The organism is Protofrankia sp. CiP1_Cm_nod3, assembly GCF_982290655.1.
The window spans coordinates 1,238-22,934 of the sequence record NZ_CEVIVD010000079.1 but is presented as its reverse complement, the minus strand read 5'-3'; the positions used below and the strand labels follow the sequence as shown (position 1 = coordinate 22,934).

Sequence of the window (21,697 nt, the reverse complement as noted above, 5' to 3'; positions counted from 1 at the left end):
CGAACCGGTCGACAGATGGGACCGGGCGAACTGGCCATGGTGGCGGGAGCGGCTCGCGACGGTGTTCCGACAGCGCACCCAGGCGCGGTGGTGCGCCCTGGCCGAGCAGGCCGGCGTGTGCCTGTCTCCCGTTCTCACGATGGCGGAGGCGCCCGCCCATCCACACAACACGGCCCGGGCGGTCTTCACCAGGGTGGGCGATGCCGTTCTCCCCTCGCCAGCGCCACGCTTCAGCCGTACGCGGCTGGAACCGATCGCCGAACCTCAGTCCCGTGACGACGACACGGCCGACGTGCTCGCCGAGCTCGGCATCGACGTGCCGCGGCTCGTCGGCGACGCCTCGGGCGGGTAGCCGACGCCGGCGGCAACCGCTGGGCAGCCGCCGAGGCGAACGATCGTCATCGCCATCTGCGCGGTCAGATAGTCGCTGTCGTCGGTGGTGACGCGCAGACCGGTGAGGCGTTCGATGTTGGTGAGCCGGTAGCGCACCGTGTTGGGATGGACGCCCAGTTCGTCGGCGCAGTCGCGCACGTTCCTGGCCAGCCGCAGGAACGGCTCCAGTGTCGACATCAGTTCCACGGACTTGACGGAGCGGTCTCGCAGCAGGGGCCCGAACGTGTCGAGAACGAGCTGGCTGGCCTCGTCGCGGCTGGTCGAGGCCAGCAGGAGCCGTGCCGCGCCGAGATCGTCGGCGGCGAGCACGCCCGGCTCGGCGTCCGAGAGATGTTCACGGATGCACTTCAGGACCTGCTGGGCCTCCCGGTGGGCTCGGTGGTCGTCCCCGGGGGCCTCCACCACCGTCGAGATCGCCGCACAGAGCTGGCCTTCCGGACTGAGTTCGGCGAGCACGACACGCAGCCGGGCCCTCACCCATTCGACCGCCTCCCGCCGGTCGCACTCCCTCGGCACCTCGATGATCACCGCGATGTCGCTGCCGGACCAGGCCGCCAGCGCGCTTGACGGTGACTCCCGGTCGGTCAGGATCTGGGCCACCTGCCGTGACATGACGCGGTTCGCCGAACCGCTGTCCCGCGCGGCCACGAGGCAGACCACCCGCCGCGCGGTGAGGTCGACGCCGAGCGAGCGAGCCCGTTCCTCGAGCTCCCGCTCGCCACGGATCAGGCTTCCCACGAGGGCCTCGACCGCATGCCATTCCATGTCCTGGTCGATCCTGCTCCGCAGACGCTCAAGAGCGATGTTGTGCGCGGCCCTGCGCACGATGACGTCATCGAGCTGACCGAACCGGCCGGCGGCCTCGACGACGACGACGTAGCCCTGCCGCTGTCCGTTGAGTTCGATCGAGGTCAGCAGGAGCCGATGGTTGATGCCGGCCTGCGGCAGCGGCGGGATGCACTGCGGGCGTCCGGACTCGAGTGACTCCGTGACGGGCTCGACCGAGGGATGATGCCGGATGTCGCCCAACGACCGGAGTCGCACGCGCAGGTCGTCCGTCGCGCCGGCGCAGGACAGGCAGCGGAAGTCCACGTCGTAGATGGCGCAGGGCTTCGACAGCAGTTGCGCGACCGTCTCCCCCAGCTCACGGACCCCCCAGCCGCTCAGCGCGATATCCGCGAGCTGCCCCTCCATGCGACGAGCGCGCTGCAGCATCTCCAGCTGCCTGGCCTGTACGTGGAGGCTGTCCCTGAGCTGGGAGGTCAGTTGCACCTGGTTGATCGCCGTGGCCGCGAGCTCGGCGAACGACAACGCCAGCTCCTGGTCCGGCTGTGAGAACTCCATCGTGGTGTCCTCGGTGTCGAGACACAGAATCCCGATTACCTCGCCGCGGAGCCTCATGGGGATTCCCAGCACCGAGCGTGCCCGCCAGCGACGCATCGCGGCGTGCACCGGCCGGGGATCCACCAGCGTGTTCGTGAGCATCACGGGCCGGCCGGTGTCGAGGATTTCCCGGGTGAAGTTGTCCCCGGGCATTCCGCTGACCAGCTGTTTTACGGGTATGTCGATGTCCCGGGCAGCGTGCGCGGCCTTGCCGTGCAACAGACCGGTCTCCCGGTCGCGCAGATGCAGACTGCACCGGTCGGCGCCTGTCAGCTCGCTGAGGGTGTCGACAATAAGATGGAAGATCGTGTCAAGGTCGCGTTCTTCGGCCAGCGCGCCAGCCAGTTTCCGGAACGCGGCAAGTTCCTTGTGTTCCCTGTGCTCGCCACCCACCTCGGGGGCGCGCTCGGACGGTTGCCGCATACCGGTCACGTCCGGTATCTGTTGATGCTCCGATCCGGCCTGGCGAACCCCGCTCATGTCCTGTCCGAGACCCCCGTCCGCAGGTCGCCTGAACCATGGATGCGGATGCCTTCCATGGCAGCAAACAGCCAGCAACGGTCTCTGTCAACGGCGCCCGGGCCCGGCCCCCTCGACCGGCGGTGGCGCTGCCGGTGACGCCGGCTGCCCGCCCGCGGCGGCCGACGGGCCAGCTGACGGATCTCCACCCAGTCCTGCACTCTCAGCACCCCCACCGTCAACCGGGGCCCATTTCCGCCCATGGGCAGCGGGTCAGTGTTCAACTGTCGCCCACGGTCCCGCCGGGCGGGTTTTGGAGCGGGGTCCAAAAGGCCGGACGCGGCGTTGCTGCGCACCCGGGGATCCGCCGCTAGCGTTCGCCCTCGCTCAGCCAGGTTGTGAGCCGGAGCACAGTTCCAGCTTCCGCGAATTCCAGGGAGTGCCGACGTGACGGGCGCGTCCATCTGCTTCGCCGGAAGGCCCCCACGGCGGAAACCCTCCGGCGGGCACGAACGACGAGAGAGGGGACGTCACCTCTCCCACCCACCCGAACAGCCGTCCTGGCCAACGACGCTACGCGCGGCCTGTGGCTGGCCGACCCCGTGGATCATGCCGCAACGCTGCTGACAGGCCTGGTCATCAGCGCCCCCGCCCGCCGAGGCCCAGACCCTGATCTCCCCGGCCGGGGCAGGCCGCGGCCTCCGGCTCTGCCTCCCATCCCGATCCGACACACCACCGACAGGGAGAACGATGATCCATCTGAGGGCAGTGAGGCGTTCGGCATCCGGCATGCTCGCCGCCGTGACCGCGGTGGCGCTTGTCGCCGCGGCCGGGTGTTCCTCCTCCGGACCGGACTTACCCGACGCCACGGGCGGCGGCGCCACGTCGGCCTCCGGGGACGGCTACACCGCCACGGCGCGGGAAGCGGTCGACGCGGCCTACAGAGGCCTCTACAGCGCACCTGCCAAGGGCGGTCCCAGCGCCCAGAAGGGAAAGAACATCTGGGTGATTCCGTGTTCTTCGGCGCTGTTCGGCTGTTCCGAACCCGCCGCGGCCATCCAGGAGGCAGCCAGGGTGCTGGACTGGAAAATCACGACGGCAGACGGCAAGGCCAGTCCCGCGGGCTATACGGCCGCCCTCAACCAGGCGGTCGCGGCACACGCGGACGGCATCATCACCATCGCGATCGACTGCCCACCGGCCAGGGCCGGGCTCCAGGCGGCGAAGAACGCCCGTATTCCGACGGTGGCCGTATGGGCCTACGACTGCGACGACCCCAAAGCAGGCGGCGGCGCGTCGCTGTACTCGGCGACCATCAATTCCAGTGGCACCCCTCCCCAGTTCGGTACCAGGTGGGGCACGTTGAAGGCCGACTATGCGATCGCCGCCACCGGAGGCAGGGCGAAGGTCCTACTGATCACGCACCCGGACTTCGTCGTCACCCAGTACGAGGAGGCCGGATATCGAGAAGAACTGGCCAGGTGCGGCGGATGCCGGATCGTCGACACGGTCGCTATCACCGGTCAGGACCTCGGCAACCCGGCGACGACGGCACAGAAGGTCGCCACGGCGTTGCAGAAGCATCCTGAGGCGAACGTCGTGGACGCTCCCGACGACACCACCATGGCCGAGATCTCCCAGGTCATCACCGCAAGCCAGCACTCCGGTCTCGTCGTGGTGGCCGGCGAGGGCTACCCGTCGACCGTGGCCCTTATTCGCAGGAAGGTGGTCACCGCCGCCGTCGGCGTTCCCGCGAACTGGCTCGGCTGGGAGGGCGCGGACGCGATGAACCGGGTTCTGGCCGGCGAGACGACCATCCCGGACCAGGGGGCCAGCTTCCAGATCATCGACGCCGACCACGCTCTGCCCGCCTCCGACAGCCAGTCCTGGACGCCGTCGGTCGACTACCGGGCCGCGTTCACCGCGAACTGGACCGGCTGACGTCAACCGCCGCGATGCCCGTGCCGCCCGGGATCCGTGGGACGGCACGGACATCGCCATACCGGACCACACAGCCGGACCACACAGGAGGACAGATGACCGCCGTCGGCGAGGCGCAGTCTCCGCGGACCACCGCTCCGGCGATCCGCGTCAACGCGGTCTCCAAGACCTTCGGTGGCACCCGCGCGCTACGCGATGTCAGCTTCGAGGTCCCCCGCGCCTCGGTACACGCGCTGTGCGGCGGAAACGGATCGGGCAAGTCGACGCTCATCAAGATCCTGGCCGGGGTGCACCAGGCTGACAGCGGCACGATCGAGATTGACGGCCACGTCCACGACGCGACCCGGACGAACCCGGGGTGGGCCGGTTCGAACGGGCTCTACTTCGTCCATCAGGCGGTGGGCACGTTCCCGTCGATGACGGTGGCCGAGAACTTCGCCGTCAGCTCGGCCTTCGGCGCGAGGAGCCTGGCTCCGGTCTCGTGGCGGGCGCTGCACCGGCGCGTCCAGAAGGTGCTGGAGCGGTTCGAGATCGACGTCTCACCAAAGACGATCATGGCGCAGGTTCCGCCCGCCACGCGGACGATGATCGCGGTCGCCCGCGCGCTGCAGTACGAGGCCGAGGCCGGGCGGGGCACGCTGGTCCTCGACGAGCCTACCGCGTCGCTTCCGGCCGAGGAGGCGCAGGCGGTGCTCGACGCCATGCGTGGTTACGCGCGGCGCGGCCACGCCGTCGTCTTCGTGTCGCATCGGCTGTCCGAGCTGCTGGCGGTGTCGGACAGCGCGACCTTCCTGAGAGACGGGCAGCATGTCCGGACCTGCGACGCCGCGGACCTCGACGAGAGCAGCCTGGTCCAACTGATCACGGGACATGCTCCGGTCGCGCCGAGCAGGAATACCGTCGGTACCGACCAGGCCGAGGTCCGGCTGCGGCTTGAGAACCTCGCGGTCGGATCACTGGACGACATCTGCCTGCAGGTGCGCGCCGGGGAGGTCGTCGGAATCGCCGGGCTGCTCGGCTCGGGCCGGTCGACGTTGCTGCAGTCGCTGTTCGGGGTCAGGCCGGCTCGGGGAGGCCGGGCGACCCTCGACGGCGTCGAGCTGACAGCCAACGACGTCCCCGCCGCCATCAGGGGCGGCATCGCCTACGTCCCCGAGGACCGCGCCGGACAGGCCGCGTTCGCCGAGCTTTCCGTACGCGCGAACCTGAGCGCGCCGAGCCTGCGGCGCTACTGGAACCGGGTCTGGCTGCGGCGTGCGGCCGAACGTTGCGACGCCCAGAGCGTCATCGAGCGATACAAGATCAAGGTCGACGGGCCCGAAGCGTACTTCGCCACCATGTCCGGCGGAAACCAGCAGAAGGTGGTGCTGGCGCGCTGGCTGGAACTGGCGCCGCGGCTGCTGCTGCTCGACGAGCCGACCCAGGGCGTCGACATCGGCGCCCGTACAGCGATCCACCAGCTCGTCCGCCAGGTCGCGGCCGCCGGGACCGCGGTGCTGCTCGTCAGCTCCGATCCTCAGGAACTCGTCGACGCGTGCGACCGGGTGGTCGGTGTCCACAGCGGGCGGATCACGGGCGAGGCGTCGGGCGCCGACCTGACCGTGCGGCGCTGTACCGAACTCGGTCACGGGCTGGGCGCACCGTCCGGAGCGCGCACACCGACGTCGCGCGCCCTCGGCCCACGGACACCCGCCACCCACCCACCGACCAGCATGGAGCCTCGAACATCATGACAGCGACCGCCACCGACCAGCGTCCGAACAGTCCCGCACCCCCCGGCTCAGGACGTCCGCCACGCCGTGCGAACTGGCCGGGCGGGGCGCGGTGGCTCTCCCTCGGCGAGCGGTTCGGCCTCCTGGTACTGATCGTTGCCATCATCGTCGCCTGGTCGGTGCGGTTCCCCGACACGTTCGCCACCGTACACAACTGGCAGATCATCGGCAGTTCACAGTCAGTGAATCTGATCATTGCGCTGGCGCTGATGGTCCCGCTCCTGAGCAACAACTTCGATCTCTCGGTCGGGTCCACCGCCAGCCTGGCGTCGATGCTCACCGCGGGCCTCATGGCGCGCAACGGATGGAACCTGCTCGAAGCCGTACTGATGGTTCTGGTCATAGGTCTGCTGATCGGGGCCGTCAACGGGCTGCTCGTCACACGGTTCGGGCTCAACGGGCTCATCGCCACCCTCGGATCGGCGACCGTGCTCGACGGGACGCAGAGCTGGTACAGCCACAACCTCAGCATCTCCTCCGGCTTCTCGCAGAAGCTGGTCGACTTCGGGACCGCCACGGTCTGGAAGATCCCGTGGCTGACCGTCGTCGCCCTGCTCATCGCGCTGGTGACCGGATACGTCGTCGCGCAGACGCCGTTCGGTCGCAGGCTCGTGGCTGTCGGGTCGTCGAGCCCGGCAGCCCGCCTGGTCGGCGTGCGAGTGGACCGACTGGTGCTGGCGAGCTACATGACGTCCGGAGGGCTCGCCGCGGCCGGCGGGGTGCTCCTGCTGGCGCAGCAGGGCAGCGCGACCCCCGGCACGACCGGCATCGGTGTCCTTCTCCCAGCTCTTGCCGCCGTCTACCTGGGAGCGTCCACGTGGACGCCCGGTCAGTTCAACGTCGTGGGAACGATCCTCGGCCTGGTCCTGGTCGCCGTGATCGTCAGCGGCCTGACCCTCGGCGGTGCCGCAACGTGGGTCAGCGGTGTTGCCGACGGCGGCGCGCTGATCCTCGCGGTCGGCGCGTCAGCGGCATTCAGACGCAGGCGGCGAGGCGCGTGACCTCTACACCGTTCGGTTCTGGCCAACCTGACCAGCCTGACCAACCTGGAAACAGTCGGATGGGAGAAACGTGAAGATCGAAGACAGTGTCGCGATCGTGACGGGCGGGGCGTCCGGACTCGGCCGAGCGGCCGCGACCGCGCTGGCAGAGGCCGGTGCCCGGATCGCGGTTCTGGACCTGCCCACGGCGCCCGGAGACGACGTGGCCAAAGGCCTCCCGACGGAGGCGGTCTTCGCGCCGACCGACGTCACGGACGAGGACGCCGTCACGGCCGCGCTGGACGCCGCCGCCGCACTGGGCGACATCCGCATCGTGGTCAACTGTGCCGGCGTTGGCACACCCGGCCGGATCCTGTCGCGCCGCGGCGAGGTCATGCCTCTCGCCCAGTTCGCCCAGCTCGTCCATGTCAACCTGGTGGGCACGTTCAACGTGATCCGGCTCGCCGCGGAGCGGATCGCCAGGGCGGAGCTGGTCGACGGCGAACGCGGTGTGATCGTCAATACCGCGTCGGTGGCGGCCTTCGACGGGCAGATCGGGCAGGTGGCCTACTCGGCGTCCAAGGGCGGCGTGGTGGGGATGACCCTCCCGCTCGCCCGAGATCTGGCCGACCGACAGATCCGGGTCGTGACGATCGCTCCCGGCCTGTTCAGGACTCCGATGCTGGAGGGTCTGCCGCAGCAGGCCCAGGACTCTCTCGGCACCCAGACGCCCCATCCGTCGCGGCTGGGCGAGCCGACCGAGTACGCGGCGCTGGTCGAGCACATCGTCGCCAACCCCATGCTCAACGGCGAGGTGATCCGGCTCGACGGGGCGATCCGGCTGGCACCCCGGTGAGGACACCCCTGCATGGCAGCCTCGACGGGCCCCTCCCGCGGGCCCGCGCCGGCTCCGCGGCGGAGGCCCGCGCGAGCGGACCGCTCAGCGGCGTGACAGTGCTGGAACTGCCGGCCATCGGGCCTGTGCCGTTTCTCGGCATGTTGCTGGCCGACCTCGGTGCGGAGGTGGTCCGTATTCAGAAACCGGCGGCGAAGCGCAGCAGCCTTGACGAGGTGTTCATCGCCGGCCCGCTCGGCCGCGGACGACGACACCTTGAACTGGACCTTCACGCGCACGGCGCGGGCGACGTCGTCCTGCGCCTGGCCGAGCGATCAGACGTTCTGATCGAAGGATTTCGTCCCGGCGTCGCCGAGCGCCTCGGCATCGGCCCCGACGAAGCGCTGTCCCGCAATCCTCGGCTCGTCTACGGCCGCCTGACCGGTTGGGGCCAGGACGGACCACTCGCGCGGACCGCCGGCCACGACATCACCTACCTCGCCATCTCCGGCCTTCTGCACGGAATCGGCACCAGACAGGGGCCGCCCACACCGCCGGTGAACTACCTGGCGGACTTCGCCGGCGGATCCCTCTTCCTCGGTATGGGGCTGTTGGCGGCGGTACTTCACGCCCGGACGTCCGGGGCCGGCCAGGTCATTGACGCCGCGATGGTCGAGGGCGCCGCATATCTCGGAACGATGACACGCACGCTGCTCGGCTCCGGCTCGTGGCGCGACGAGCGCGGATCGAACCTGCTTGACGGCGGTAGTCCGAACTACCGGTGCTACGAGTGCGCCGACGGCCGTTGGGTGGCCATGGGCGCGCTCGAGCCGCAGTTCTGGCAGACATTCTGCGAGGCCATCGGATCCGACCCGACGCAGGTGCCGTCACCGTACGATCGCGGCCAGTCGGATGCTGTCGAGTCATGGCTCACCGGCACCTTCAGGAGCAGGACCCGTGACGAGTGGGCCGAACTGTTCGCGCCCCTCGACGCCTGCGTGGCACCCGTCCTGAGCCTCACCGAAGCGCCAGAACACCCACACAACGTCGCCAGACAGGCCTACACCGAGTTCGAGGACACGCTGGTCGCGCTGCCTGCACCCAGGTTCTCCGGCACGCCGACGACCCTCGCCGCGGGCGGCAACGCCGCAGCCGACGGGCCGGAGATCCTGCGGCAGCTGGGTTACGACGAGACCGGGCTGGCCGCACTTCGCGCGTCAGGGGCGATCACGTAACCGGCTGCCGCGCCGAACAGCGGCCGACGGCTCTCGCTTCTTGCGGACAGGGCTTCAGCCAGATCAGGACCGTCGAACGACCGGTCCATCAGCCGGGCCGTACGCTCCAGCGCCCGCGTCTCGTTGTCCTCAAGGTCGGCGTACACCTGCGCCTTGATCACTGCCAGTGAGGTCGGCGCACAGTTCAGGGCGAGGTCGGTCGCGTACTCCACAGCCGCGGTGAAGACGTCAGCGACCGGCACGGCGAACTGCACAAGCCCCATCTCGAGGGCCTCGGCGCCGGTGATCACCCTTCCGCTCAGGAGCAGATCAAGCGCACGGCCGACACCGAGCGCACGCGGTAACAGCCACGACAGGCCATATTCCGCGACCAGCCCGAGGCGGGCAAAAGTCGTGGCGATCTTCGCCTCACGCGCGGCGAACCGAACGTCGCTGCCCATCATGTACGCGAAACCGATTCCCGCCACCGGCCCGTTCACCGCGGCTATGACCGGGGTGGACAGGCGATGCACAAAGCTGGGCATGTCCTCCTGCACCGGGATGAAGGCGCGTATGGCGGCTGGACCGCCACGGAGCACCTCGACGTCGGCACCAGAACAGAAGCCCCGGCCGCTGCCGGTCACAACAATCGCCCGCACGCGCGGATCCCGGTCCAGTTGACGCATCGCCACGGCATACGCATCCCCCATCGTGCGGGTGAACGCATTCAGGGTGCCGGGTCTGTTGAACCGCACCACGGCAACAGGTCCGTGATGATCGATCTCGATTTCAGCGGTCAACGCACTCTGCATCCCCTGATTCTGTCGCGGCCAGGGGAGGGCCGTTCGGGACGAATATGTACGCGCGTACAGGAACGCCGGCGCTCGGGAGGCGCACTATCACCGATCCGGGTGCGGCCGAACTGGTCAGCGATCTCGTGGGCGGTGCGCCCGGCGCGGTCCGCCTCGGTGGCGACGGTTCCGTGCACGGTGTGGGGGTACGACCCAGCCGCGCCGACGGTCCGAGCCGCGACCGACAGGCCGGTGTGACGTCCCCTGGCCGCATCCGGGACACCCGGTACGCTACTGGCGAATCGAATGATCTAATGGGCCGCACCGGGCGAGTGAGTGCGAGATGGGTGGGTTTCGTCGTGAGCTACACACTGCAGTGTCCCAAGTGCCACGGGGTGATGCGGACCTACAGCCGCAGCGGCGTGCAGATCGAGCAGTGCGACAACTGCCGGGGAATCTTCCTTGACTACGGGGAGCTGGAAGCCATCAGCCGGCTTGAAGGGCAGTTCAACCAGCCCCCGCCGCCCCCGCCGCAGTACACACAGCCCGCGCAGTACGCCCAGCCCGCGTGGGGCGTGCCGCATGGGGGCCACCACGGCGGGCACGGCCATCACGGCCATAGCGGTCACGGCCACCACGGCTTCGCCAAGCTGTTCTTCTCCTCCTGACCGGATCCGCAAGGGCTGTTTCTCGACGGCCGTATCCCGTGTCGTCACGTGACAGGGCCCCGGGACCGCACCGGATATCCGGTCGCGGCACCGGGGCCCTTTCACGTGGCGACGTCCGGTCGCGGAGGACGACATCGAGGGAGTGGACGGCCAGGCCAGGTGGCTGGTCAGGAGGCGACGGCCTTCGTGCCGAGCAGGCTTTTCAGGTCGCCCCAGAACGCCGAGGACGCGTCGACCTCCGGCCCCAGGCGCAGCAGGAGGTTGCTGCGGCGGGGGCTTTCCAGCCGGATGTGCACCGGGGTGTTCCCCGGATGGGTGGCCAGGATCAGGCGCAGCTCGTCGACGAGGCCCGGGGTCACCTTGTGCGTGGGCAGGGAAATCAGCACCGGCGGTCCGGCGTCCGGATTCACGCTCACGTCGAGTGTGGTCAGGTCGTGGGCGAAGATGCTGATGGAGCCGTCGCGTTCGTTGATGCGCCCGCGGACGGAGACCACCGCGTCGGGTACGAGCTGCTCGGAATACACCTCGTAGCTCTTCGGGAAGAACAGGACCTCGACCGACGCGTCCAGGTCCTCGACGGTGACGATGGCCCAGAGGTTGCCGTTGTTCTTGTTGACCCGCCGGTCGATTTTCGCGATCACGCCGGCGATCTGCACCTCGCCCTCACCGCGGCCGCTGTCGAGAAGGTCGATGATCCGGGTGTCCCGGTTGCGGTCCAGAATCCGCTGGGTGCCTTCCAGCGGATGGCTGGAGACGTACAGGCCGAGCATTTCGCGTTCCTGCGCGAGAAGTTCCGGGCGCGGCCACTCGGCGGCGCTGAGATCCAGCCCGAGGCCGATTTTCATCGACTCGTCCGGCTCGTCACCGCCACCGCCACCGCCACCGAAAAGGTCGAACTGGCCGAACGCCTCGTTGCGTTTCGTGCCGATGACGGCGTCGACCGCGGTTTCGTGGACCTGTGACAGGGCACGGCGGTTGTGCCCGAGGGAGTCGAACGCGCCCGCTTTGATCAGGGAGTCGACGACACGCTTGTTGCAGACCGCGATCTCGACCTTCTCCAGGAAGTCCGGGAACGACGCGTAGTCGCCCTTCCGTTCCCGGGTGGCGGCGATCGAGGCGACGACGTTCGCCCCCACGTTACGGATCGCGCCGAGGCCGAAACGGATGTCGTCGCCGACCGGGGTGAAGTAGAGCGTCGACTCGTTCACGTCGGGCGGCAGCACCCGGATGCCCATCTTGCGGCATTCGGCGAGATACACCGCCATCTTGTCCTTGTCGTCCCCGACGGAGGTCAGCAGTGCCGCCATGTACTCGGCCGGGAAGTTCGCCTTCAGATAGGCGGTCCAGAACGAGACGACGCCGTAACCGGCCGTGTGGGACTTGTTGAACCCGTATCCGGAGAAGGGGACCAGCACGTCCCACAGCGCCTGGGCGGCCTCGGTGGAGTAGCCCTTCTTCGCCATGCCGGCCATGAACTCCGCGTGGTTGGCGTCCAGCACCTCCTTCTTCTTCTTGCCCATGGCGCGGCGCAGCAGGTCGGCCTCGCCCAGGGTGTAGCCGGCGAGTTCCCGCGCGATGGTCATGACCTGCTCCTGGTAGACCACCAGGTGGTAGGTCTCGCCGAGAATGTCCTCCAGTCGGTCCTTAAGCTCGGTGTGGATCGGGGTGACGGGCTTGCGGCCGTTCTTGCGGTCGGCGTACTCGATGTGGGAGTTGGCCGCCATCGGCCCCGGCCGGTACAGCGCGAGAACGGCGGCGATGTCCTCGAACTTCGTCGGGGCCATCAGCCGCAGCAGGCTGCGCATGGGGCCGCCGTCGAGCTGGAAGACGCCGAGGGTGTCCCCGCGGGCCATCAGCTGGAAGGTCGGGGTGTCCGCCAGCGGGAGCTTCTGCAGGTCGATGTCGACGCCACGGTTCTTGCGCACGTTGAGGATCGCGTCGTCGATGACGGTGAGGTTGCGCAGGCCGAGGAAGTCCATCTTCAGCAGGCCCATGTCCTCGCACTGCGGGAACGGGAAACCCGTGATGATGGCGCCGTCGGCGTCCCGCCGGTGGATCGGCAGGACGTCCAGCAGCGGCTCGGAGCAGAGGATCACCCCGGCCGCGTGCACCCCCGTCCCGCGGGTGAGGCCCTCCAGCCCACGCGCGGTGTCAATAATCTTGCGGACGTCCTGGTCGGTCTCGTAGAGGCCGCGCACCTCGGCGGCCTCGCTGTACCGCTCGTGCGCGGGGTCGAGGATGCCGGACAGCGGAATGCCCTTGCCGAACACGTCCGGGGGCATCGCCTTGGTGATTTTGTCGCCGAGGGCGTACGGGTAGCCCAGCACCCGGCACGAGTCCTTGACCGCGGCTTTCGCCTTGATCGTGCCGAAGGTGAGGATCTGGCACACCCGGTCCTCGCCGTACCGCTCGGTGACATAACGGATCATGTCACCGCGGCGGCGTTCGTCGAAGTCGAGGTCGATGTCCGGCGGGGAGATGCGGTCGGGGTTGAGGAACCGCTCGAAGATCAGCCGGTGCTCGATCGGGTCGAGCTCGGTGACGCCGAGGACGTAGGAGACCATCGACCCGGTCGCCGAACCACGCCCCGGGCCGACCCGGATACCCTTCTCCCGGGCGTACCGGCAGATGTCGGCGACGACGAGGAAGTAGGCCGGGAAACCCATGTTGGCGATGACGCCGATCTCGTACTCGACCCGGTCGAGAACCTCCTGCGGCGGATTCGCGCCGAAGCGGTGCTCGACGCCGCGGGCCACCTCCTTGCGCAGCCACGAGAGCTGGTCCTCCCCCGCCGGGACGGGGAACCGCGGCATCCGGTCGACATAGGCGAAGACGTCGTCGTACGGCTCGACCCGTTCGGCGATCAGAAGCGAACTGTCGCACGCGCCGGGAACCTGGTCGTCCCACAGGTCGCGCATCTCCTCGGGGCTTTTCAGGTAGTAGCCGTCGCCGTCGAACCTGAAACGTTTCGGGTCGTCGAGCCGTTTCCCGGTGCCGACGCACAACAACGCGCTGTGCGAGTCGGCCTGGTCCTTGGTGACGTAGTGGCTGTCGTTCGTGGCCAACGGCCGCAGATCGAGCCGGCGGGCGACGTCGAGCAGGCCGTCGCGGACCTTCCGTTCGATCGCGAGCCCGTGGTCCATCAGTTCCAGGAAATAGTTCTCCGGGCCGAAGATGTCCCGGTAGGTGGCCGCGGCCTGCAGCGCCTTGTCGAACTGGTTCAGCCGCAGCCGGGTCTGTACCACGCCGGACGGGCAGCCGGTCGTGGCGATGATTCCCTCGGCGTGCTCGGCGATCAGCTCCTGGTCCATCCGGGGCTTGCGGTAGTAGCCGTCGAGCGAGGCGATACTGCTCAGCTGGAAAAGATTGCGCAGCCCCGTCGAGTTGGCCGCCAGCATTGTCATGTGGGTGTAGGCACCACCGCCGGAGACATCGCCGCCCTCACCGTCCGGATCGGCGTCGCGCTGCCCGCCGTCACCCCAGAAGACGGGTTTCTTGTGGTGCCGGGCCTCCGGTGCGACATAGGCTTCTATACCGATGACCGGTGTGATGCCGGCCTTTTTCGCGGCCTGGTGGAACTCGTAGGAACCGAACATGTTGCCGTGGTCGGTCATCCCCACCGCGGGCATGCCCAGCCGGGCCGCTTCGGCGAACAGCAGGCCGACCTTCGCCGCACCGTCCAACATCGAGTACTCGGTGTGCACGTGCAGGTGGACGAAGGAATCACCCTTGGACATTGGTCCCCTTTCGCACCGTACGGCCTCGACGAAGACCTTAACGCCTGGGCGCTCCCACCCGGGGCCTCCCCACATCGCGCGTCGAGTAGGCGTGTCGGACAGCCGCTCCCATTATCACAATTCGATCAACAATCGCAAATCAGGATGCTGGTCCTACGCATTGCCACGCCTTGTTCTACGCATTGCCATGCCCCGCCCACCGGACGCCGGAAGATCGAAGAATCGGCACTGGAAGCCAGCCACACCGTTCTCGGCCGATCACGGGCGGCTACAAGTATCCGCGTGCGCTCCGGACGGCCGGGCCGTCGACAGCGGAAGGACCGTACGGCCGCCCGGCCGGCCGGGCCCGGAGCCCGGCCCCGTGATCGTGGGTGCGCCGCTCGGGCCGGCGCGGCCGCTCAGAGCAACAGATCGGCGGGGCGCACGGTGACGGGGAAGGGCTCGGTGAGCTCGCGGCGGTCGCCGCCGCGGACGGTGTCGACGACCTCGTAGATGCCATGGCGGCCAAGCCGGTGGACGGTCATCGACGGGACCTGCGGATCGATGATCCAATAGGAACGGATACCGGCCTCCTGGTAGGCGGTCCGCTTGCGCCGGGTGTCGTACGTGCGGCCGTAACGGGAGAGGACCTCGACCACGAGGACGGGCAGGACCGCCTCCTGGTCGGGCAGGACGAGGACGTCCGGCTGGAACTTCCTGGTCACCGACACGGGCACGTCGAACGGCGCGATCAGAGTGCGCGCCGGGCCGACCTCACCCGCACGGAGGATCATCCCGAGGTTGAGCACGACCCGCTGGTGACGGTAGCTGGGGGCGGGGCTCACGACGACGACACCGTCGAGGAGTTCCCAGCGCCGCTGGCCGTGGGGCGCGTGCTCGAGGGCGTCGGCTGTGTAGCCGCCGGGCTCGACAGCCCGCAGGAAGGCCAGGCCCTCGTCGAAGTCGATCCGGCTGACCGGCAGCGGCCAGCCGGCCAGGCCGGCGATGTCCACCGGCCCGCCGGCCGGCTCGCGGGCCGGCTCGCGGGCAGCCGGGTCATGCTTTACCGCCACAGCTGTCATGGTGCCACTCCTTCGTTGACCGGACGGCACGTTTGCTGCAAAGCATACGCCATGGTGTGACGTTCCTCTGGCGATACGTCGACAGTGCCCACCCGGTAGATCTCCGCATCCACCCGCCGGATCTCCACCCAGTGGATGCCACCCGACATCTGCCCACCCGGTAGACGTCGGTCCGGCAGGCCACGGCAAACCCACGGGCCGAATCATCCGATTCATTGACACTTGTGCGAGAACAGTGGAACTCTCAGCCGTAAACGTCAGGGGGCGGCGGAGGTGCCGGTCGGCCGGCCTCAACGGAAGCGCACCTCCGCGCACAGGCGAGGTACACGATGATCAGCCGTACGCAATGATCAGCCGAAGCCGGCTGTTGGCGGTGGGCGGGGTGGCGTTCACGCTGCTGCTGGCGATGGTCGTCGTCGTCCTGTCGGGAGGCGCAGCCCTCCCGTTCGCGCTCGGCAGCGTCGGTTCCTTCGGCGTCGCCGGCGCCTCGATCGACACCGGCGAGCCGGCTCAGCCGGGCAGCTTCACGCTGGTACCCAGCATCGACGGGAACTCGGCCCCGGACGGCGGCCAGCTGCCGGCGGGCGAGATCTACATGAAACAGGCGCTGATCGACGGGCTGGTCCTGGAGAAGGCATTCGAACTGCCCGGCGGGCTGGGTACCTGGAAACTACGGATCAACGCTCCCGGACGGACGAAGGTGACCGGCCTCACGCTCGGCGCGTCCCGGATCTGCGTGGAATCGATCGATTTCCACGGGGTCGCCATCGACGCCGCCGGCGGCGCTCCGCTCGCCTCCATCCGGCTGGACGCCGGCCGGGTCGTGCTGGTCGGCGCCGGGGTCGAGGCGACGAGCCTGCGGTCGACCGGCCTCTCGCTGGGCAGCATCCAGGTCGGCATCGAGCGCGGCGGCTACGACCCGCAGAAATTCCGTTGCCTGGCATGAATGCTTCGCGCAAGCGGCCGGACGGCCCTCACACGAACGACCGGACGGCACGATCCCACCTTTTCACCGCTTTTGCGGCTTACACCGTTCTTACCGCTTTTGCTGCCTGGTTCTCCCGCTCCGCGGTTTCGTGGCCGTCGCCGGCAGGAGGCCCGGCGCCGGCCACGAAACGGTCCGGTGACGCGGGCCCGGTGGCCTGATGGCCCGGCCATGGCCAGCAGGGGCGGCAACGAACGTGTCCGCCACGCCACCGCGTCCGCACCGCCCGGCCCACCTGGCGAAGCCGGCCCACCCGGCGCGGCCGGCCCGCCCGGCGAAGCCGCCCCGTCGCCACCGCGAGCGCGCCCGGCCCGTGGTGGCGACGGCCCGGCCGCTGTCCGACGACCGGCTGTCGGCAGCCGGGACGCCGTGGCGGGCAGCCGTGCCGACCATGGCCGGCGGGGCCGCCATCTGCTACTTCAGCTTCTCGTTCGGCCCGGCCTTCTTCGCCGCCGACGTTGCCGTGTACGGGCTGGCTGTCGGTCTGCTCATCGTCGCGTTCGGCCTGCTGATGCTCTGGTATCCGGGCGCGTGCGCGGCGCTGGGCCTGCTGTCGGTCATCGGCGGCCTGATCGCCTTCCCGATCGCCGCCGGCGGGCTGGGGGCCGGCTCGCTGCTGGCGATCATCGGTGGGTCGCTCGCCGCCGCGTGGACCCCGCCACCGCACGGCGCGTTCCTCGCCGTGCGCGCCGCCCGCGCCGGCGTGCGGGCCGCGGCGGCGGCCATCGACCTGGCGCTGGCCGGCGTCATCGTCGTCGGCCTCTACGCGACCGTCCTGAACGGGCCGGTCAAGGAGCACATCGCCGTCTGGTACGCGCTGCATCTGGCGGCCTGGCTGCTGGTTGTCGGGCCGGGCGTCGCCGCCGCCCTGACCCCGGGCCGGCTGCTGCTCGGCATCCGGGTGTTCACGGCGCCGGGCCCGGTAGCCGCGGTAGCCGCGGCGGCACCGGGTGCCGGCCCGGCGACAGGCAGCACCGTGTCGGGCACCGCCGTGTCAGGCAGCACCATGTCAGGCAGCGCCGTGGCGACGGGTACCGCGGCGGTGCCGGCCGCCCGGGCGGTGCTCCGCGAGGCACTGCGCACGGTGGAGGTCGTCGGCACCGTCGAACTCGTGCTGCCGCTCCCCCGGCACGTCGGTCTGGGCCCGGCCGCGCTGTGCGCCGCCGTCGTCACCGCCGGCTGGCTGCTTCTGCTGTGGACCGGCCGCGTACCCCACGACCTGATCCCACGCACACGGACGGTCTCGCTGCGCGTAGTCACCGCCCCGACGGCGTCCTCCCTGGCAGGGCCCGCCCCGGCCGCGGGCTCCCCGCCTGCCGACACCCGGCCCGCGGCCGCGGTCACGAGTTCCTCGGTTTCGGATGCCCAGCCCACGGCCGCGGATTCCCCGCCTCCCGATTCCGCTGTTCCGCCTTCTCCGCTGCCAGCCGCGGGGGTCCTGCCCCGCACCGCCCCGGATTCCGCCGCCCCGGATTCCGCCGCCCTGGATTCCGCCGTCCTGGATTCCGCGGCCGAGCCCGACCGGCATGCCACGGGCCCGGCACCGGACCCGGACGCCCGGTGACCCGTTTCCCACGCCACCTCGGCGCGTCGTTGTCCCTGCTGGTCGTGGGCTCGGCCGTCCTGATCATCGGCATGGCCGGCACGGCCTCGGCGCGTGCCGGGGGCGCCAACACGTTCCACTGGACGGGCCGGGACATCGAACTGCGACAACTGGCGCTCGGCGGCACGACCAGCCCGGCGGACGGGGCCCCGGCCGCGCTGCTGCGCATCGGCGACCTGGTCAGCGCCGCTGACTTCCGTCTGGAGAAGGAGATCCGCCTCGGCAGGCTCGGAACGTGGACGCTGGAGGTGACCGCGAACACGATAACCACGACCGGCACGCCGGCGGAGGCCGCGGCGGGGAGCGAGGCCTCGGAGGCAAGCGACATCACCGCGCCCTTCACCTGTGTACGGGATGCCGGCGTCCACGGCTCGGGCCGCGGCACGGGGCCGCTGCTGGACCCGTCACTGAACCGTGCGCTCGATGTCGATCCCGCCACCGGCTATCGGGACACCGTCGTCTCGGCGGCGGTCGGCCTGGTCGGGCGCGGCGACGTCCTGCTGACGCTGGGCCGGATATACAGCGAGTCCGGCCGGATCACCATGCCCAGGCTGCGCCTGACCGGCGCCTCGGTGCTGCTGCGCCCCGGCGGCTACTCCCCCGGTCTGGACGCGCCGCCGGCGTACTGCGACGGCTCCGCCTCCCAGGACGCCATGTTCCAGGACAGCCTGCCCCAGGGCGGTGGGGCGCAGCGCACCGGGGCACAGGACGACGCCGCGGGCACACGAACGGCCGGTGCCACCTCCGCAGCCACCGTCCCCGCGACAACGCCAGCGACAGCGCCAGCGACCGCCTCCGGCGCGGGCGGTGCGGGAACTCCAGGCCCGGCCGCGCCACCGCCGGGGACTGCCCCCGCACCGACGACACCGGCATCCGGTCAGCCGACGCCGTCCCGACGCTGTCCTCCCCTGGACCTTCTCTGCGTCCTCTCCGGACCCTCGTGATCCGGACCTCGTGATCCGGACCTCGTGACGCTCTCCGAGTGCCCCGCGCCCGACGGAGGCAGAGAAGATCGCCGCGAGTTTGTCATTGTGTACGCCACTGGGGCCGAAAACCGTACACAACGACAAAACAGCACAGATCATGTTCCCCGCGGCTGGCCGCGGACGCCGCCCGCGGCGCCTGATGGCCGGCATCGACAGCATCGACGGACGTCTGGGCAGCGGCCGGGCCGGCCTGTGCGGGCCGGCCGGCTGGTACCCGGGATGCTCACGTGTTCAGGCGGGCGCGGATCTCCGGGCGTCGTAGCGGCGGGAGTGTGGCCGGCGGCTGGCGGCGGGCCGGCAGCGTGTCGAGCAGCCGGTGGACCGCGGCGCCCACCTCGGCGACCGCCGTCTCGAACGCGTCCCCGGCCGTGGCCGGAGGCTGGCGCAGACCACTGACCTTCCGGACGAACTGGCGGGCGGCCGCCTCGATCTCCTCGTCGGTCGCCGGCGGCTGAAGGCCCCGCAGTTCGGTGATGTTACGACACATGATCCTCACCGTCTCCCCACAGATCCGTATGTACTGGGCGGCCCGCGCGTGCGGGCAGGTCACGTACGTCAGCGTCGCGGCCAGGCCGGAATCCAGTTCGCTGTCCACCCGCTCACCGAAGAGTTCCGAAACCATTCGGACGGAGGATACGGCCGGCGGCAGAATGAGGTCATGCCCAATACGAATCCCACCGTGTGGCTCACCCTGCAGGCCCACAACCCCGCCGTGCTCATCGACTACCTGGTCGAGATCTTCGGTTTCGACCTGGTCGCACGCCACGGCGAAGGCGAGACCGTCGAACACGCCGAACTGCTCTGGCCCGAGGGATCCGGCGGCATCATGCTCGGCGCGTACAAGCCCGAGGGCCACTGGACGCGCGAGCCCGGCACGGCGGGCGGCTATGTGGTGACCAGCGACCCCGATCGGCTGTACGAGCGGGTACTGGCCGCGGGCGCCGACATCATCATCAAGATCAACGAGACGCCCTACGGCTCTCGTGAGTTCGTGGTACGAGACCCGGAGGGCAACCTGTGGGCCTTCGGAACCTACACCGGCGCACCCCGGCAGGAACACCCTTCATAGCACGGAGAATCCCGGACACACCACGCCGCGCTGAATCCGAGGATTCGGAAAGACATTTCAGCCGGCGTTCGAGAGCGTCGACCGAGCAGCTACTGGTCGGCCGCTTGCCGCCCGTCCCGGATTGTCAGAACCTCGCGGGCCAGCCGGGCGCAGCCGGCCTCGAGCTCGGCGTCGTCGGTGAGATCCAGCGACAGACGGGCCCGTATGCCGAGACGCGGCCGGCAGGGCTCTCGTATGACGGTGAGCAGCCTGGTCGCGGCGGTTTCCAGACCGAGGTGCTCCGCCAGGACGTTCTCGAGCTCGGTGAAGTTGCTCTCCAGATATCTGGGGGTGGGCACGGCCAACGTGTATCTGCTCTGTATCACCGCCCGTTCCATCTCGAGTATGAGCGGGACACCGAGGCGGGGAGTGCCTCGTGATCGATACAGACGCGTACTCCCAGCTTCCGGACGCCTACCAGGCGGTCAGGAGCCGGGCCGGGTCGTAGCTGGGCAGACCCGGTACCTGCGTCGTCGTCCGCGTGACAGCGACTGGTGACGCGATGTCACCGCCTGGCACCGCGGCCCGGTCACGCAACAGGTGGTCCAGGTCGGCCTGGGTGAAGGGCTCCTTGTCACGCCATTTGACGGAGCCGACGAAGGTGACCACGTTCGCGCCTTTACCGGGCCGGACTCCTACCAGATCCACCTCGGGTGTGTGGTTACGCGGCCACCAGCCGCCTACGCTCTCAGCGCCGCCGAGCGCGGGATCGTCGATCGCGAGCCTGGTGAGCGCCTGGCGTACCAGCGGTTCCACCGCCCGTCCGCGATAGGCGGCCCAGCCGCCCGTCACCCTGGCTCTGGCGAGGTCGGGCCGGCCACGCTGAATGTCGGCGACGGCGCCTTCCAGGAAGCGTAGCCAGAACCGCAGGTAGGGGTCGGCGACCCGGTAGCGGGACGCCGTACCGACCTTCACTGCCACCGGACGGTCGACCGCGATCACTCTTTTGCCGGCCAGCAGTGCCAGGGCCCGGGTGAGCGGTGTCGATGCCACACCGGCGCGCGCCGCGATCGCGGAGAAGGCCCGGTCTCCAGCACCGATGGCGCGCAGCACGTCACTCGCCTGCAGATCGCGCGGGAACTCCGCGTCGAGAACCCGCTGACCGGTGACGATGAGCTCGGAGTTATCGTCCGAAAGCTGGTCGTCGAGGAACGCCGGCAGGCCACCGGCTCGCCGCCATTCCAGCAGCAGCCGGGGGTATCCACCGGTGATGAGCTGCGCGTCGAACGCCTCCGCCGCACGTTCGCTGCTGAGACCGAGCATGCGCGCCGTGTCACCGACGGAGAACGGCTCGACGACCATCTCCCGAGCCCGCCCGAAGAGCGGCCGGTCGTGCCCGGTCAGCATCTCCATCACGGCGAGGTCACTGCCGATGATGATGAAAAGGACGGGCCGGTTCTCGAACAGCCGGTCCCAGAGCTTCTGCAGGGTGCCGTCGATGCCGGTATCGCGCTCCAGCAGCCAGGGGAACTCGTCGATTACGACGACGGCCGGCGTGTCCACCGGGAGCGCGGCGTGGGTGGCGCGTAGCGCCTGTTCCCAGGTGCTGAAGCCGCCGGCGGTGAGCCCGTCGGCGCCGGGCAGCGTGCAGTCGAGCCGGGCGTCCTCGACGAACCCGTCGAGGTCTCGCTGGAGAGTGGCCTGCCGAGATCCGGTCACGAACAGTTGCGGCAGACCGCTACGGCGCACGAACTCGCTGATCAGCCTGGACTTGCCGGCCTGTCGCCGGCCCCGGACGCTGACCAGCCGGCCCCGGCCGTCACGGACCGCCGCGAGGTGGG

General features: G+C 69.6%; 18 protein-coding genes. 11 read left to right on the top strand and 7 right to left on the bottom strand.

All coding sequences use genetic code 11. The features are described from left to right. Window positions 1–352: CoA transferase (locus tag AC5LUJ_RS15565; protein WP_250282438.1), on the top strand; the 352-nt coding region annotated here is incomplete at its 5' end. Here the strand turns inward: AC5LUJ_RS15565 and AC5LUJ_RS15560 are convergent. Then, the gene (locus tag AC5LUJ_RS15560; RefSeq protein ID WP_493465167.1) at window positions 265–2,199 is read right to left on the bottom strand and encodes a helix-turn-helix domain-containing protein; all 1,935 of its coding nucleotides are present in this window, start codon (window positions 2,197–2,199) and stop codon (window positions 265–267) included. The genes AC5LUJ_RS15565 and AC5LUJ_RS15560 overlap by 88 nt on opposite strands. Window positions 2,200–3,003: 804 nt before the next feature. Here AC5LUJ_RS15560 and AC5LUJ_RS15555 point away from each other — a divergent pair. The 5 genes from AC5LUJ_RS15555 to AC5LUJ_RS15535 all read left to right on the top strand — a co-directional run bounded on the left by AC5LUJ_RS15555 (window position 3,004) and on the right by AC5LUJ_RS15535 (window position 8,998). After that, the gene (locus AC5LUJ_RS15555; RefSeq protein WP_250282441.1) at window positions 3,004–4,176 is read left to right on the top strand and encodes a sugar ABC transporter substrate-binding protein; all 1,173 of its coding nucleotides are present in this window, start codon (window positions 3,004–3,006) and stop codon (window positions 4,174–4,176) included. A 95-nt stretch (window positions 4,177–4,271) separates the two neighbouring features. Further along, the gene (locus tag AC5LUJ_RS15550; RefSeq protein ID WP_250282444.1) at window positions 4,272–5,909 is read left to right on the top strand and encodes a sugar ABC transporter ATP-binding protein; all 1,638 of its coding nucleotides are present in this window, start codon (window positions 4,272–4,274) and stop codon (window positions 5,907–5,909) included. Further along, window positions 5,906–6,949, top strand: coding sequence for an ABC transporter permease (locus AC5LUJ_RS15545; RefSeq protein WP_250282446.1), 1,044 nt, complete (start codon window positions 5,906–5,908; stop codon window positions 6,947–6,949). Before AC5LUJ_RS15550 ends, AC5LUJ_RS15545 begins: the two co-directional genes overlap by 4 nt. Before the next feature lie 70 nt (window positions 6,950–7,019). After that, window positions 7,020–7,784, top strand: a complete 765-nt coding sequence (locus AC5LUJ_RS15540) for an SDR family NAD(P)-dependent oxidoreductase (RefSeq protein ID WP_250282448.1) — start codon at window positions 7,020–7,022, stop codon at window positions 7,782–7,784. Between the two features lie 92 nt (window positions 7,785–7,876). Beyond that, window positions 7,877–8,998, top strand: coding sequence for a CaiB/BaiF CoA transferase family protein (locus AC5LUJ_RS15535; RefSeq protein ID WP_250292130.1), 1,122 nt, complete (start codon window positions 7,877–7,879; stop codon window positions 8,996–8,998). Here the strand turns inward: AC5LUJ_RS15535 and AC5LUJ_RS15530 are convergent. Further along, window positions 8,947–9,735, bottom strand: a complete 789-nt coding sequence (locus AC5LUJ_RS15530) for an enoyl-CoA hydratase-related protein (protein WP_493465166.1) — start codon at window positions 9,733–9,735, stop codon at window positions 8,947–8,949. The genes AC5LUJ_RS15535 and AC5LUJ_RS15530 overlap by 52 nt on opposite strands. A gap of 392 nt (window positions 9,736–10,127) precedes the next feature. On the opposite strand from AC5LUJ_RS15530, the gene AC5LUJ_RS15525 reads away from it, so the two are divergent. After that, entirely contained in the window at window positions 10,128–10,436 is a 309-nt protein-coding gene (locus AC5LUJ_RS15525) for a TFIIB-type zinc ribbon-containing protein (protein WP_493465165.1), read from the top strand. A gap of 167 nt (window positions 10,437–10,603) precedes the next feature. On the opposite strand, the gene dnaE is transcribed toward AC5LUJ_RS15525, so the two are convergent. Together dnaE and AC5LUJ_RS15515 are read right to left on the bottom strand one after the other, a co-directional pair. Further along, the gene (gene dnaE / locus AC5LUJ_RS15520) at window positions 10,604–14,173 is read right to left on the bottom strand and encodes a DNA polymerase III subunit alpha (RefSeq protein WP_250282454.1); all 3,570 of its coding nucleotides are present in this window, start codon (window positions 14,171–14,173) and stop codon (window positions 10,604–10,606) included. Between the two features lie 398 nt (window positions 14,174–14,571). Beyond that, the gene (locus AC5LUJ_RS15515) at window positions 14,572–15,234 is read right to left on the bottom strand and encodes a Uma2 family endonuclease (RefSeq protein WP_250282455.1); all 663 of its coding nucleotides are present in this window, start codon (window positions 15,232–15,234) and stop codon (window positions 14,572–14,574) included. Between the two features lie 346 nt (window positions 15,235–15,580). Between AC5LUJ_RS15515 and AC5LUJ_RS15510 the strand changes: the two genes are divergently transcribed. From AC5LUJ_RS15510 to AC5LUJ_RS15500, 3 genes are all read left to right on the top strand, one after another. Next, window positions 15,581–16,180: a hypothetical protein gene (locus AC5LUJ_RS15510; RefSeq protein ID WP_250282457.1), complete on the top strand. Its 600-nt coding sequence runs from the start codon at window positions 15,581–15,583 to the stop codon at window positions 16,178–16,180. 235 nt (window positions 16,181–16,415) lie between these two features. Then, complete coding sequence (locus tag AC5LUJ_RS15505) at window positions 16,416–17,783, top strand: DUF6114 domain-containing protein (RefSeq protein WP_493465164.1); 1,368 nt, start codon at window positions 16,416–16,418, stop codon at window positions 17,781–17,783. Beyond that, entirely contained in the window at window positions 17,780–18,766 is a 987-nt protein-coding gene (locus tag AC5LUJ_RS15500) for a hypothetical protein (RefSeq protein ID WP_250292139.1), read from the top strand. The genes AC5LUJ_RS15505 and AC5LUJ_RS15500 overlap by 4 nt, the downstream gene beginning before the upstream one ends. A 265-nt stretch (window positions 18,767–19,031) precedes the next feature. Here the strand turns inward: AC5LUJ_RS15500 and AC5LUJ_RS15495 are convergent, their stop codons facing one another. Further along, complete coding sequence (locus tag AC5LUJ_RS15495; protein WP_047224521.1) at window positions 19,032–19,295, bottom strand: DUF2277 domain-containing protein; 264 nt, start codon at window positions 19,293–19,295, stop codon at window positions 19,032–19,034. Window positions 19,296–19,466: 171 nt separating this feature from the next. Here AC5LUJ_RS15495 and AC5LUJ_RS15490 point away from each other — a divergent pair, with 171 nt between their 5' ends. After that, window positions 19,467–19,877, top strand: coding sequence for a VOC family protein (locus tag AC5LUJ_RS15490; RefSeq protein WP_250286875.1), 411 nt, complete (start codon window positions 19,467–19,469; stop codon window positions 19,875–19,877). Between the two features lie 89 nt (window positions 19,878–19,966). Here the strand turns inward: AC5LUJ_RS15490 and AC5LUJ_RS15485 are convergent, their stop codons facing one another. Then, complete coding sequence (locus tag AC5LUJ_RS15485) at window positions 19,967–20,305, bottom strand: toll/interleukin-1 receptor domain-containing protein (RefSeq protein ID WP_445548493.1); 339 nt, start codon at window positions 20,303–20,305, stop codon at window positions 19,967–19,969. 25 nt (window positions 20,306–20,330) lie between these two features. Beyond that, window positions 20,331–21,697, bottom strand: a 1,367-nt coding sequence (locus tag AC5LUJ_RS15480) for an ATP-binding protein (RefSeq protein ID WP_493465163.1), incomplete at its 5' end; no start/stop codon positions are given.